Source organism: Dactylosporangium sp. CA-092794, assembly GCF_050948465.1.
Lineage (GTDB): Bacteria > Actinomycetota > Actinomycetes > Mycobacteriales > Micromonosporaceae > Dactylosporangium.
This window is the reverse complement of sequence record NZ_CP192044.1, coordinates 5727686-5740617: the sequence shown is the minus strand read 5'-3', so window position 1 is coordinate 5740617 and position 12932 is coordinate 5727686. Positions and strand designations below refer to the sequence as shown.

Annotated in this window: 14 protein-coding genes; 7 read left to right on the top strand and 7 right to left on the bottom strand. The window is 72.2% G+C overall.

Features of this window, described 5'->3' with window-relative positions; translation table 11 throughout:
• Positions 1 to 3: 3 nt before the first annotated feature.
• From ACQPXD_RS24710 to ACQPXD_RS24695, 4 genes are all read right to left on the bottom strand, one after another.
• Complete coding sequence (locus ACQPXD_RS24710) at positions 4 to 1032, bottom strand: aldo/keto reductase (protein ID WP_432842423.1); 1029 nt, start codon at positions 1030 to 1032, stop codon at positions 4 to 6.
• A 107-nt stretch (positions 1033 to 1139) separates the two neighbouring features.
• Positions 1140 to 1739 (bottom strand): TetR/AcrR family transcriptional regulator, encoded by a 600-nt coding sequence (locus ACQPXD_RS24705; RefSeq protein WP_432842421.1) that lies wholly within the window; start codon positions 1737 to 1739, stop codon positions 1140 to 1142.
• A gap of 77 nt (positions 1740 to 1816) precedes the next feature.
• On the bottom strand, positions 1817 to 3151 hold the full coding sequence (locus tag ACQPXD_RS24700; protein WP_432842419.1) for a hemolysin family protein: 1335 nt from the start codon (positions 3149 to 3151) through the stop codon (positions 1817 to 1819).
• 147 nt (positions 3152 to 3298) lie between these two features.
• Positions 3299 to 3835: a TetR/AcrR family transcriptional regulator gene (locus tag ACQPXD_RS24695; protein WP_432842417.1), complete on the bottom strand. Its 537-nt coding sequence runs from the start codon at positions 3833 to 3835 to the stop codon at positions 3299 to 3301.
• Between the two features lie 76 nt (positions 3836 to 3911).
• Between ACQPXD_RS24695 and ACQPXD_RS24690 the strand changes: the two genes are divergently transcribed.
• Complete coding sequence (locus ACQPXD_RS24690; RefSeq protein ID WP_432842415.1) at positions 3912 to 4961, top strand: aldo/keto reductase; 1050 nt, start codon at positions 3912 to 3914, stop codon at positions 4959 to 4961.
• Positions 4962 to 5141: 180 nt separating this feature from the next.
• Complete coding sequence (locus ACQPXD_RS24685; protein ID WP_432842414.1) at positions 5142 to 6425, top strand: condensation domain-containing protein; 1284 nt, start codon at positions 5142 to 5144, stop codon at positions 6423 to 6425.
• On the opposite strand, the gene ACQPXD_RS24680 is transcribed toward ACQPXD_RS24685, so the two are convergent.
• From ACQPXD_RS24680 to ACQPXD_RS24670, 3 genes are all read right to left on the bottom strand, one after another.
• Positions 6410 to 7066 carry a response regulator gene (locus tag ACQPXD_RS24680; protein WP_432842413.1) on the bottom strand — a complete coding sequence of 219 codons (657 nt, stop codon included), beginning with the start codon at positions 7064 to 7066 and terminating at the stop codon, positions 6410 to 6412. The two genes, ACQPXD_RS24685 and ACQPXD_RS24680, sit on opposite strands and share 16 nt — an antisense overlap.
• Complete coding sequence (locus tag ACQPXD_RS24675; protein ID WP_432842411.1) at positions 7063 to 7191, bottom strand: hypothetical protein; 129 nt, start codon at positions 7189 to 7191, stop codon at positions 7063 to 7065. Before ACQPXD_RS24675 ends, ACQPXD_RS24680 begins: the two co-directional genes overlap by 4 nt.
• A gap of 163 nt (positions 7192 to 7354) precedes the next feature.
• Complete coding sequence (locus ACQPXD_RS24670; RefSeq protein ID WP_432842409.1) at positions 7355 to 8137, bottom strand: SDR family NAD(P)-dependent oxidoreductase; 783 nt, start codon at positions 8135 to 8137, stop codon at positions 7355 to 7357.
• 91 nt (positions 8138 to 8228) lie between these two features.
• Here ACQPXD_RS24670 and ACQPXD_RS24665 point away from each other — a divergent pair, with 91 nt between their 5' ends.
• From ACQPXD_RS24665 to ctaD, 5 genes are read left to right on the top strand one after another with little or no spacing between them, the layout of a single operon-like run.
• Positions 8229 to 8627 (top strand): ChaB family protein, encoded by a 399-nt coding sequence (locus tag ACQPXD_RS24665; RefSeq protein ID WP_432842407.1) that lies wholly within the window; start codon positions 8229 to 8231, stop codon positions 8625 to 8627.
• Between the two features lie 3 nt (positions 8628 to 8630).
• Entirely contained in the window at positions 8631 to 9218 is a 588-nt protein-coding gene (locus tag ACQPXD_RS24660) for a vitamin K epoxide reductase family protein (protein WP_432842405.1), read from the top strand.
• Positions 9219 to 9271: 53 nt separating this feature from the next.
• Entirely contained in the window at positions 9272 to 9691 is a 420-nt protein-coding gene (ctaF, locus tag ACQPXD_RS24655; protein WP_432842403.1) for an aa3-type cytochrome oxidase subunit IV, read from the top strand.
• A complete protein-coding gene (gene qcrB, locus ACQPXD_RS24650) occupies positions 9688 to 11271 on the top strand; it encodes a cytochrome bc1 complex cytochrome b subunit (protein WP_432842401.1) in 1584 nt (527 codons plus the stop codon). The genes ctaF and qcrB overlap by 4 nt, the downstream gene beginning before the upstream one ends.
• Positions 11264 to 12931: an aa3-type cytochrome oxidase subunit I gene (gene ctaD, locus ACQPXD_RS24645; protein WP_432842399.1), complete on the top strand. Its 1668-nt coding sequence runs from the start codon at positions 11264 to 11266 to the stop codon at positions 12929 to 12931. Before qcrB ends, ctaD begins: the two co-directional genes overlap by 8 nt.
• Position 12932 lies beyond the last annotated feature (1 nt).

The window sequence follows — 12932 nt, the reverse complement described above, 5'->3', positions numbered from 1 at the left end:
GCCCTATGCGGCCGGGCGTTCGGTGGCCGGGCGGCGGCGCAGGGCCGGCGTCGTGACGGCGGGCGGGATCCAGGCCATCTGGAGCTCGCCGAGGTCGGTGCCGGGCGGGACGATCTCGTCGATGCGGTCGAGGATCTCGTCGCTGAGCACGGTCCCGGCGCCGGCGAGCAGGTCGTCGAGCTGCTCCATGGTGCGGGGGCCGATGATCGCCGAGGTCACGCCGGGGTGGGCGACCGCGAACGCCATCGCCAGGTGGGTCAGCGACAGGCCGGCCTGCTCCGCGAGCGCGATCAGCTGCTCGACGGCGTCGAGGCGGCGCTCGTCGCGGAAGTGCTCGAAGTACGGGCCGCTGCGGGTCAGCTCCGAGCGCTGTCCCTTGCGCAGCCGGCCGGTGAGCATGCCCTGGGCGAGCGGGCTGAAGACGATGGTGCCCATGCCGTACTTCTGGGCGACGGGCAGCACGTCGCGCTCGATGATCCGGTTCAGGATCGAGTACGGCGGCTGCTCGCAGCGGATCCGCTCGAAACCGCGCCGCTCGGCGAGCCACTGCGCCTCGACGATGTCCGTGGCGGGCTGCCTCGAGGTGCCGATGGCCCGCACCTTGCCGGCCCGCACGAGGTCGGTGAGCGCCGACAGCGTCTCGTCCATGTCGGTCTCGACGTCGGGCCGGTGGTACTGATACAGGTCGATGTAGTCGGTGTCCAGCCGGCGCAGCGAGTCCTCGACCGCCTTCATGATGTACCGCCGGGAGCCGCCGCGCTGGTTGGGGGCCTGGCCCATGGGGTTGGAGAACTTCGTCGCGAGCACGACGTCGTCGCGGCGGCCCCGCAGCGCCTTGGCGAGAATCTCCTCGGACTCGCCGTGGGAGTACACGTCGGCGGTGTCGATGCAGTTGATGCCGGCCTCGAGCGCCCGATGGATGATCCGGATCGCGTCGTCGTGGTCGGCGTTGGCCATCGTGCCGAAGTTCATGGCGCCCAGCGCATACGCGCTGACCTGAATCCCCGTGCGGCCGAGCGAGCGGTAGTGCACCGCAGTTCCCCTTCCGTTGCAGCAATCGGACGGTCCGTCCGTTTACCCCGCACGAAGCGACGGCAATCGGAATCCCCGTCCGGTTACCATACGGACGATCCGTCCGCTTAGCAAGGGCGGCGGTGGCGCAGCCCGTCGACGAGCAGGCCGATGATCCGCGCGGCCTCATCCGGCCCGGCGTCGATCTGCGTCAGGGCGCTCGCCGTGCGCAGCAGGTCGCGGGGCTCGGCCCGCTCCCCGATGCGCCGCCGCCGCGCCGCGGCGTCCAGCAGCTGCGACATCGTGGCGACGAGCAGGGCATCAGCCTCCGCGAACAGCGGCGGGACGGGATCCGAGCGCGACCAGCCGACGAGCGCCGGCGACTGCATGATGACGAGCTTGAGCGCGCGGTTGGCCCGCACGTGCTCCACCATGCGCCGCAGCCACACCTCGATCGCCTCGTCGGCGGGGTGGTCGGCGAGCAACTGGACGGCCTCGTCGCACATGGCCGTGAGGCTTTCGTGGTACACCGCCATCACCAGCGACTCGCGCTGCGGGAAATGCCGGTAGAGCGTGCCGACGCCGACCCCGGCGGCCTCGGCGATCTCCAGCATCGACACCTCGGGGCCCCGCGTGCGGAACATCTCCGCGGCCGCCGCGAGCAGAGCGTCCCGGTTGCGCTGCGCGTCCGCCCGCAACGGGCGGGAGGCCCGCGCCGAAGAGCTCACATCCACCTCCAGGCACCGCCGCAGATCCGGACGGCAATTCCGGTTTCCCGAGGGTACGCCGAACCAGGCATCCGCTGTCAACGTCCGGCGTGTTCGACGCCGGTCGACGGCTCCCACTCGGCGGCCGTGTGGTCGTTGCCGGCCGGGGGTGTCCTGGCCAGGGTGACGCCGGTGATCGCGCGGCCGCGGACCTGCGCGACGGTGAAGGTCCAGTCCTGCACGGTGACGGCTTCGCCGGGCCGGGTGGGCAGGTGGCCGAGGCCGGCCAGGATCAGCCCGGCGACGGTGGTATATCCGGTGCCGGGCAGCCGTTCCAGGTCGACGCCGAGGTCCGGCAGGTCGTGGATCGGGAAGCCGCCCGGCAGCTGCAGCGCCCCGTCCGGGCGGCGGGCCACGGCCTGGACGTCGGTGTCGGTCTCGTCGTAGATCTCGCCGACGACCTCCTCGATGAGGTCCTCGAGCGTGACGATCCCGTCGATGGCGCCGCTCTCGTCGACGACGAGGGCGAGTTGCTGCCGTTCGGCCTTGAACCGGGCGAGGGCCTGCGCGACGGGCAGGGACTGGGGCAGCAGCAGGGCCGGCTTCGCGGCCTGCCCCACCGTGGCGTGCCCGGCGCCGACCAGGTCGCTCCAGTGCACCACGCCGACGGTGTCGTCGAGGTCGCCGCCGCTGGTGACCGGGGCGCGGGAATGTCCGGCGGCGGCCAGCGCCGCGGCGGCCTCGGCGACCGGGCTATCGGCGGGCAGCGCGAACACCGCCGGGCGGGGGACGAGCACCTCGCGGAGCGTGCGGTCGGCGATCTCGACCGCGCCGGAGATGATGCGGCGTTGCTGGCTGCTGAACCCGCGCTGGGTCTGGACCAGGTCGCGCAGCTCGTCCGGGCTCATCTCGTCGCGGCTGCGGCGCGGGTCGGCGCCGGCGAGGCGGACCACCAGGTCGCTGGCCACGCCAATGGCCCAGTTGACCGGCCGGAATGCGGTGGACAGCGCGTTGAGCGGCCGGGCGACCGCCATGGCCCAGCTCTCGGCGCGCTGCATCGCGATCCGTTTCGGGGCCAGCTCGCCGAAGACCAGGGTGAGGAAGGTCAGCACGAGGGTGACCGCGACGATCGCCGCCGGGCGGGCCGCGTCGCCGAGGAACGGCAGCAGCGGCGCGAGCGGCTCGGCGAGCGCGACGGCGGCCGTGGCGGAGGCGAGGAACCCGGCCAGGGTGATGCCGATCTGGATGGTGGCCAGGAACCGGTTCGGGTCCCGCGCCAGCCGGGCCAGGACCCGGCCGGTGCCGCCGCGGCGTTCCAGCCGGCGCAGCTGGCCTTCCCGCAGCGAGATCAGCGCGATCTCGCTGCCGGCGAACACCGCGTTGAGCACGATCAGGCCCAGCACGATCGCCAGTTGCGTCCAGTAGCCGCTCATCGGCCCGCTCCCCGGACCGGTCCGGCGCCGCACGAGGGGCGGGCACGCCGGGAGCGGGACATCGTCTTGATGGCCGGGCCGATACCCGGCCGGCTACACGGGGCCTGCATGCCGCACCAGTCTAGCAAAACCCGGCCCGCTACAACGCTATGGGCGGGCGCGGAGCCCGTCGAGGATGACGCCGAGCATCCGGGGCGAGCGGTCCTCCTCGCCGGGGGCGGTGCGCCACAGCGCGCCGATCAGCAGGAGCACGTCCTCGGGGTCGGCGTCGGCGCGGATGCTGCCGTCGCGCTTGCCCGCGTCGAGCATCTCGGTGATGGCGGCGATGACGGGGCCGTAGGTCTGCTCGGTGATCGACTGGCGGCCGCCCGGGCTCAGGGCATCGCCGAGGCCGTGCTTGATCCGCATGTACCCGACCAGCTCCGTCGTCCAGCCGCGCAGCGCCTCCAGCGCAGACGCCCGCGCGAGCCGGTCGCGCACGGAGTCGATGAGCCGGTCCACGTCGAGCCGGTACACGGCGAGCACGAGCGCCTCACGGGTGGGGAAGTGGCGGTACAACGTCCCAGGCCCGACACCGGCCTGCTGGGCGATCTGGTTGAGCGACGTGTCACCGGACCGCTCCAGGGCGCGGCGGGCGACCTCGAGGATGCGGTCGCGGTTCTCGCGGGCGTCCGAGCGGATCATCCTGACTCCTTGCTAAGCGGAGAGGTCTCCGTTAGGTTCGATGCGGAGACTTCTCCGGTTAAGGGTAGGGAGCATCATGCGGTACATCAAGCTCGGGAGCACCGGCCTCGACGTGTCTCCGATCGCGATCGGGGCGATGACCTACGGCGACCCCGGGCGCGGTCACCCGGTGTGGTCGCTCGACGAGGAGACCAGCCGCCCGCTGATCAAGCACGCGATCGAGGCGGGGATCAACTTCTTCGACACCGCGAACATGTATTCCTACGGTTCCAGCGAGGAGATCCTCGGGCGCGCGCTGCGGGACTTCGCCGACCGCGACGACGTGGTGATCGCCACGAAGCTGCGGCATCCCATGCGGCCCGGGCCGAACGGCAGGGGCCTCTCCCGCAAAGCGATCATGACCGAGGTCGACCACAGCCTCACCCGGCTCGGCACCGACTACATCGACCTCTACCAGATCCACCGCAACGATCACGCCACGCCGCTGGAGGAGACGCTCGAAGCGCTGCACGACCTGGTCAAGGCGGGCAAGGTCCGATACCTCGGCGCCTCGTCGATGCACGCCTGGGAGTTCGCCAAGGCGCTGCACCTGCAGGCCCGGCACGGCTGGGCGCGGTTCGTGTCGATGCAGAACCACTACAACCTGCTGGCCCGCGAGGAGGAGCGCGAGATGATCCCGTTGTGCCTCGACGAGGGCGTCGGCACCATCGTCTGGAGCCCCCTCGGTCGCGGACGGCTCGCCCGCCCGTGGCAGGACGCCAGGTCGACCGCCCGATCCGAGACCGACGGGTCCTACGCGGACATGCTCTACCCGCCGTTCACCGCGGACAGCGACCGCGCGATCATCGACGCGGTCGGCCGGATCGCGCGGGCGCGAGGCGTGAGCCGGGCGCAGATCGCGCTCGCCTGGCTGCGCGGCAAGCCCGTCGTGACCGCGCCGATCGTCGGCGCCAACACGACGGCGCAGATCGACGACGCCGTCGCCTCGCTCGACCTCGAACTGACACCGGACGACATCGCCCAGCTCGAACGCGCCTACACGCCCCGCCACGACTTCCAGGGCATCTCCGACGAGGCCGAGCTGCAGCAGATCAGGGACCAGATCCCCGGGTACGCCAACGCGTAGCGCGCGCAATCGTACGACCGGTGCATAGTGCCGCGGAACCGGGTTCCGTAGGCTACGACGAACGCCGATGCGCCCTGCTGCGACCCGCCACGTCTTGCAGGCCGCCTCAGCCCGTGTGCGTCGATGCCGCGGGCCGGGAGGCCCTGCGTTGCCGTCGAACAGGATGGAGGGGTGGGCGGGATGCCTGCTGCGCCGGATCGGGTCAGTGTCGGGTTTCAGGGCGACGGGGCGGGCGAGGGGCCGCTGTCGTGGGGTCAGCTGGAGAACTGGTCGGCCATCGTCAAGCAGAAGACGTGGCTGCCGCTGGGCGGGGTCAAGCCGCTCGAGCCGGGCACCACGCTCGACGAGGTGGCGGCGGAGCTGCGGTACCTCATGACCCGCTACCAGCCGATGCGCACGGTGTTACGCATCGGCGACGACGGCACGCCCACCCAGGTCGTGCACGGCAGCGGAACGATCGACCTGGAGATCGTCGAGGCGGGCGACGCCGACGCGGGGCAGGTCGCCGAGGACGTGTGCGCGGCGTGGCGGGACAAGCAGCTCGATTTCGCCACCGAGTGGCCGGTCCGGATGGCGGTGGTACGCAAGGACGGCGCGCTCACCCACATGGCGGTGCTCGTGTCGCACTTCGTCATGGACGCGGCCGGGGCGATGACGATGCTGGCCGAGGTCGCGGCCCGCACCGAGACGCCGGTGGCCGGTCTGCAGCCGCTGGCCCAGGCGCGCTGGCAGGCCTCGCCGGCCGGGCAGCGGCACAACGCGGCGGCCCAGCGGTACTGGGACGGCATCCTGCGCACCGTGGCGCCCGACAGGTTCCCGCGCCCCGCCGTCGTCGAGTCGCCGCGGTACTGGCACGGCGAGTTCACCTCGCCGGCGCTCGGGCTCGCGGCGCGGGACTGGGCGGCCCGCACCGGCCTGGACTCCTCGACCGTGCTGCTGGCCGCGTTCGCGGGCGCGCTGGCCGGGCTGACCGGCGTCGACCCGGTGGTGATCCGGCCGATGGTCAGCAACCGCTTCCGGCCGGGCCTGGCCGATGTGGTGTGCACGCTCGCCCAGGCGGGACTGCTGAGCGTCCCGGCCGCCGGGTGCGGCTTCGCCGAGCTGCTGGAGCGGACCCGGCGGGTGACGACCGCGGCGTACAAGTACGCCTACTTCCACCAGGCCGGCATGGAACGGCTGGTGGCCCGGGTGGGCGCGGAGCGCGGCACGCCGATCGAGATCGGCTGCTACTTCAACGACCGGCGCGGGCCCGGGCGGGACGCGCCGATCGCGCCGGGCGAGTCGGCCTTCCGGTGGGTGGCCGCGCAGGACGCGCCGTCGTTCGAGCCGCTGTTCGTGCACGTCGACGACGCACCGGGGACGCTGCGGCTGAGCCTGTACCTCGACGCCGAGCACCTCTCCCCCGCCGTCGCGCGGGAGCTGGGCGGGGCCATGGAGCGCATCGCGGTTCAGGCCCAGCGGTAGCGGTGCTCGGGGCGGCCGGTGGCGCCGTAGCGCAGCCGGACCTCGGCGAGGCCGTCGCGGGCCAGCGCCGCCAGGTAGCGCTGGGCGGTGGCCCGTGAGATGCCGAGCTCGTCGGCGACCTCGGCCGCCGTGCGCGGCGCGGCGGCCTGCCGCAGCGCGTCGCTGACCAGGCGGACGGTGACCGCCGACTGCCCCTTGGGCGCGGCCGGGCGGTCACCGTCGTGCAGCACCCGCCAGCAGCGGTCGATCTCGTCCTGGCTCAGGGCGCGGTCGGCCGAGACGATCGCCCGGTAGTTGCGGTAGGCGACGAGCCGGTCGGCGAGCTGCTCGGCGGTGAACGGCTTGACCAGGTAGTTCAGCGCGCCGAGGGCGTAGGCGGCGCGCACGGTCGCGGCGTCGGAGGCGGCGGTGAGCATGATGGCGTCGGCGGTGAGCTCGCGCAGCAGGTCGAGGCCGGACTCGTCGGGCAGGTAGGTGTCGAGCAGGACCAGGTCGACCGAGTGCGCGGCGACGGCCGGCCGGGCCTCCTGCCCGGTCCGCGCGGTGGCCACGACCCGGAAGCCGCCGACCCGGTGCGTGAAGTCGACGTGCACCCGGGCCACCCGGAAGTCGTCCTCCACCACCAGCACCCGGATGGTCACGCCGGCACCGCCGCCGGCACGGTCAGGGCGCCGGGCAATCGCGCCTCGAAGACGGCGCCGTGGGCGTCACCGGCCCGCAGCGCCGGGGCCTGCCGGGCGAAACGGCCGTAACGCAGGGGAAACATTCCGGGAGCGTACCGCCCGATGGCCCCCTGGCCACCCGCGAGCAAAACGCGCAATACGCGGATTACGCGGGCTGCGACCACAACGACCCGGCCGTCGCCCAGCTCACCAGCACCACGGAGTTCGTCGCGAAAGGTGCCGGCGTAGCGGCACGCCGGTGCGCGCCTACGCCGGCGGGTCGGGCAGGGGCGTGCCGGTCAGGCCGGCGCAGTAGTCCAGCAGCGCGTTCTGGGCGGCGACGTCGTTGGCCGCCGCGGACGGGCGCAGCTCCCGCTGGTGGTAGAAGTACCGGCCGGTGACCGCGGCGGCCGGGTCGTCGGAGACGGCCAGCCAGGCCTGGGTCAGGTGGGCCTTGTACAGGTCGTCGGGGGCGCCCGGGCCGCCCATCTTGGTGGCCACCCAGCCGGGCTCGAGCGCGTTGGATCGCACGGCGGGCCAGTGGCGGGCGACGCCGAAGGCGAGCAGCAGATCGAACAGCTTGCTGTCGCTGTAGGCCTGGGAGGCGTTCCAGCGCCGGTCCCGCCACTGCGGGTCGCTCAGGTCGGCCGAGCCGCCCTGGTGCATGCCGGAGGACAGGTACACCAGCCGGTCCGGCGGCGTGATCAGGGCGGTGAGCAGGTACGGCGCGAGGACGTTGACCGCGAAGAGGTGGGCCAGCCCGTCGGCGGTCTCGACCCGGCGCGCCTCGCGGTAGCCGACGCCGGCGTTGTGGATCACGGCGTCGAAGCGGCCCGAACCGTTGGCCTGCGCGGCGACGGACCTGGTCTCGGCGATCGAGGACAGGTCGCCGACCACGATGCCCTCCGCGCCGGGCAGCTCGTTGCGGACGTCCGCGGCCCGTTGCTCGGTGCGGGCGTGCAGGGTCACCGCGTGCCCCTGCCCGGCGAGCAGTTCGGCGGCCATCAGGCCGAGCCCGTCGGTGGAGCCGGTGATCAGTACCCGGGCCATCTCACCATCATGCCCGCCGGCCGGGGGACGCGTTCGTTTACCCGGGCGCGCAGCGGGCAGTTTGCAGGGTGATCTGTTCAGGAGGTTTGTCATGCCTGCACGCAACGACATACCCGCGACCCTGAAGCGGTCGCCGCGCAAGGCGCAGGAGACGTACGTCAAGGCCCATGACGCGGCGGTCGAGCGGTACGGCGAGGGTGACCGCGCCCATCGCACCGCGTTCGCCGCGGTCAAGCACTCGTTCGAGAGGATCGGCGACCGCTGGCGGGCCAAGGAGTCGAAGGGCCCCAGCGACGCCAAGGCGGCCGGCGGCCGCAACACCCGGGCCCGCACGGCCGGCGGCGTCGACGCCAACGCCAGTAAGGAACACCTCATGGAGGTGGCGAAGGAGCTCAACATCCACGGCCGGTGGCGCATGACCAAGAACGACCTGGTCGGCGCGATCAAGCAGGCCAACGCCGGCCGCACCCGCCGGGCCCGCGGCAAGTAACGCATGCCGAGCGGCCGGCGGCTCTATCGGCGCACGACCTGGGTGCCGGCCTGGTGGCGGCGCGCCGTCGAGGGACCGTCGGCCTGGCCCCGCCGGCTGGCCGTCGCGGTGCTCGCGTTCGCCGGGCTGCTGGTCTCCTTCCGGCTGGCCGCCTACCAGTACGGGCTGACCGGGCCGGTGTGGGAGCCGTGGTTCGGCGACGGCAGCGCGCGGGTGCTGAACTCGGCGTTCTCCCGGGCGCTGCCGGTGCGCGACGCCGCCCTCGGCGCCGTCGCGTACCTGCTGGAGCTGGTCCTGGAGCTGACCGGCGGCACCGGGCGGTGGCGGCGCCGGCCGTGGCTGGTGCTGCTGCTCGGGCTGCTCGCGACGGCGATGGCGCTGACCGCGCTCGGGCTGCTCGCGCTGCAGGCGTTCGTCGTCAGCGCGTTCTGCACCCTGTGCCTGCTCTCCGCCGCGCTGTCGCTGACCGTCCCCGCGCTGCTGGTCGAGGAGGTGGCCGCCGCCTGGCGGCAGGTGCTGCGCGGCCGGCGCTACGGCCTGCCGTGGCCGCGGGCGGTGCTCGGGCGGGCCCCCGTCCGGCCCGCGCCCTGACCCGAACCGGAGATGTGCTGTTTGGACGCCCGGCGGCGGGATATGTGGCGACCGTGCGCACGGAGTTCAAGGTGTTCGGCCTGATCGCCGGGCTGCTGCTGGCCGCGGCGGCGGTCTATTTCTGGTGGACGGGCATCGTCGGGCCCCATCCGGAGTTCGCCGGCACGCTGGCGCTCGGGCTGTCCGGCGTGCTCAGCCTGCTCTGCGCCGTCTACTGCTGGCTGGTGTCCCGGCGCATCCCGCCGCGGCCGGAGGACCGGCCCGGCGCCGAGATCGCCGACGGGGCCGGCCCGGTCGGGTTCTTCGCCCCGAACGGGTTCTGGCAGGTCGGCATCGCCCTGTCGGTGGCGGCCGGCGCGGTCGGGATCGCGATGAGCCAGTGGTGGCTGCTCGGCGCCGGCGGGATCGCCCTGCTGGTCACCACGGCCGGGCTGGCGTTCGAGTTCTACGCCGGCGCGTCGGAGTCGCGGTGAGGCGGCGGCGGCGCGCCGACGCCGCCGCGCAGGGCCTCGACGAGCGGTTCCAGCTGGCCACGCCGCTGCGCTCGGCGCTGCACAAGGTCTTCCCGGACCACTGGTCGTTCATGCTCGGCGAGCTGGCCCTCTACTCGTTCGTGATGCTGGTGCTGACCGGCACGGTCCTGGCGCTGTTCTTCGACCCGTCGATGCGGCAGGTGTACTACGACGGCGCCTACCTCCCGCTGCGTGGCATGCCGATGTCCGCCGCCTACGACTCGACGCTGCGGATCAGCTTCGACATCCGCGGCGGGCTGCTGATGCGCCAGATCCACCACTGGGCGGCGGACCTGTTCGTGGCCGCGATCGTGGTGCACATGGGCCGGATCTTCCTGACCGGCGCGTTCCGCAGGCCGCGCGAGGTCAACTGGACGATCGGCCTGCTGATGTTCTGGCTGGCCTTCATCGAGGGGTTCGCCGGCTACTCGCTGCCCGACGACGGGCTGTCCGGCACCGGCCTGCGCATCGCGGCGTCCATCGTGCTGTCGATCCCGATCGCCGGGACCTGGCTGTCCAACGCGCTCTTCGGCGGCGAGTTCCCGGGCGAGCTGATCATCGGCCGGCTGTACATCGCCCACGTGCTGCTGGTGCCGGGGGCGCTGCTGCTGCTGATCAGCGTTCACCTGGGCCTGGTGGTGAAGCAGAAGCACACCCAGTGGCCGCGCCCGGGCCACACCAACGGCAACGTCGTCGGGGAACGGATGGTGCCGGGGTTCGCCGCCCGCTCGACCGGCCTCGCCGTGCTGCTCTTCGCGGTGCTGGCCGCGCTGGGCGGGCTGGTGCAGATCAACCCGATCTGGCTGTTCGGGCCCTACCAGGCCGCGGTGGTGTCGTCGGCGAGCCAGCCCGACTGGTACGTCATGTTCCTCGACGGCGCCCTGCGGCTCATGCCACCGTGGGAGCTGCGCGCGTTCGGCTACACCCTGTCGCCGGTCTTCTGGCCCGGCGTCGTGCTGCCCGGCCTGATGACGATGCTGGCCATGGCGTACCCGTTCGCCAGTGGCCGGCGGCACCGCGGGCCGGGCTACAACAACCTGTTGCAACGGCCCCGCGACGCGCCGGCCCGCACCGCGACCGGCGCCATGGCCATGACGTTCTTCCTGGTCATGACCGCGTCGGCGGCGAATGACCTGATCGCCGACAAGTTCTCGATCAGCCTCAACGCGATGATCTGGGGCGGGCGGATCGGCGCGGTGGTGCTGCCGCCGCTGGCGTTCTACCTCACCCGGCGGCTGTGCCTGGGCTTCCAGCAGCAGGACCGTCAGCGGCTCGCCCACGGCGTGGAGACCGGGCTGATCATCCGCACGCCGGACGGGGAGTACCGGGAGATCGAGCAGCCGCTCGGCCCGGTCGACCGGCTCCCGCTGCCGTACACGGGCTGGGTCGTACCGAAGCGGATGAAACGGCTCGGCGCCCTGCCGCCGACACCGCGCGGCTTCTGGCGCGCGATCGAACCGCCGGGCCCGGTCGCGATCGAACCGCCGAAGCAAGCGGCGATCGAGCCGCCGGAACAGAAGCGGGAGAGCGTCGATGACTGACCGCACGGTGCTGCCCGTCGACCCGGTGCACACGCCGGCGCTGCCCGGCCCGGTGCGCCGGGTGCCGCCGGGCGGCCGGATCGTCGCGCTGCTGTCCGTCACCGACGCCAAGCAGATCGGCGTGATGTACTTCGTCACGTCGTTCGGCTTCTTCATCCTCGGCGGCCTGCTGGCCCTGCTCATGCGGGCCGAGCTGGCCCGGCCGGGCCTGCAGTTCCTGTCCACCGAGCAGTACAACCAGCTGTTCACCATGCACGGCGCCATCATGCTGCTGCTGTTCGCCACCCCGCTGCTCTTCGGCTTCGGCAACTACCTCGTGCCGATGCAGATCGGCGCCGCCGACGTCGCCTTCCCCCGGCTCAACGCCCTGGCCTACTGGCTCTACCTCTCCGGCGGCCTCATCACCGTGTCCGGGTTCGCCACGCCGGACGGCGCCGCGTCGTTCGGCTGGTTCGCCTACGCCCCGCTCAACAGCCAGGTCAACGAGCCGGGCGCCGGCGCCGACCTGTGGGTGATGGGCCTGACCGTCTCCGGCGCCGGCACCGTCCTCGCCGCGGTCAACATGATCACCACCGTCATCACGCTGCGGGCCCCCGGCATGACGATGTTCCGCATGCCGATCCTCACCTGGAACATCTTCGTCACCGCGCTGATGGTCCTGATGGCGTTCCCGGTGCTCACCGCCGCGCTGCTGGTGCTGGAGGCGGACCGCAAGCTCGGCGCCCACGTCTACGACGCCGCCAACGGCGGGCCGATCCTGTGGCAGCACCTGTTCTGGTTCTTCGGTCATCCCGAGGTGTACATCGTGGCCTTGCCGTTCTTCGGCATCATCACCGAGATCCTGCCGGTGTTCTCGCGCCGGCCCATTTTCGGCTACAAGGGCCTGGTCGCCGCCACGATCGCGATCGCCGTGCTGTCCATGAGCGTGTGGGCGCACCACATGTTCGTCACCGGGCAGGTGCTCCTGCCGTTCTTCTCGTTCCTGTCGTACCTCATCGCCGTGCCCACCGGCATCAAGTTCTTCAACTGGATCGGCACGATGTGGCACGGCCAGCTGACCTTCCAGACGCCGATGCTGTGGGCGCTCGGCTTCCTGGTCACGTTCCTCTTCGGCGGCCTGTCCGGCGTGCTGCTCGCCTCGCCGCCGCTGGACTTCCACGTCAGCGACACCTACTTCGTCGTCGCCCACATGCACTACGTGCTGTTCGGCACGATCGTCTTCGCCGCGTTCGGCGGGATGTACTTCTGGTTTCCCAAGATCACCGGCCGGATGCTGAACGAGCGGCTCGGCAAGGCGCATTTCTGGCTGACCTTCGTGGGCTTCCACACCACGTTCCTCGTGCAGCACTGGCTCGGCGCCCAGGGCATGCCCCGCCGCTACGCCGACTACCTGGCCAGCGACGGCTTCACGCTGTACAACACCATCTCCAGCATCGGCGCGTTGATCCTGGGCATCGCGATGCTGCCGCTGCTGTACAACCTGTGGTCGTCCTACCGCTTCGGCCGGCGGGTCGAGGGCAACGACCCCTGGGGGTACACCAACTCGCTGGAGTGGGCCACCACCTGCCCGCCGCCCCGGCACAACTTCACCCGGCTGCCGCGCATCCGCTCGAACCGCCCGGTCTTCGACGACGTGCACCCCGAGGTCGCCGACGGGTAGC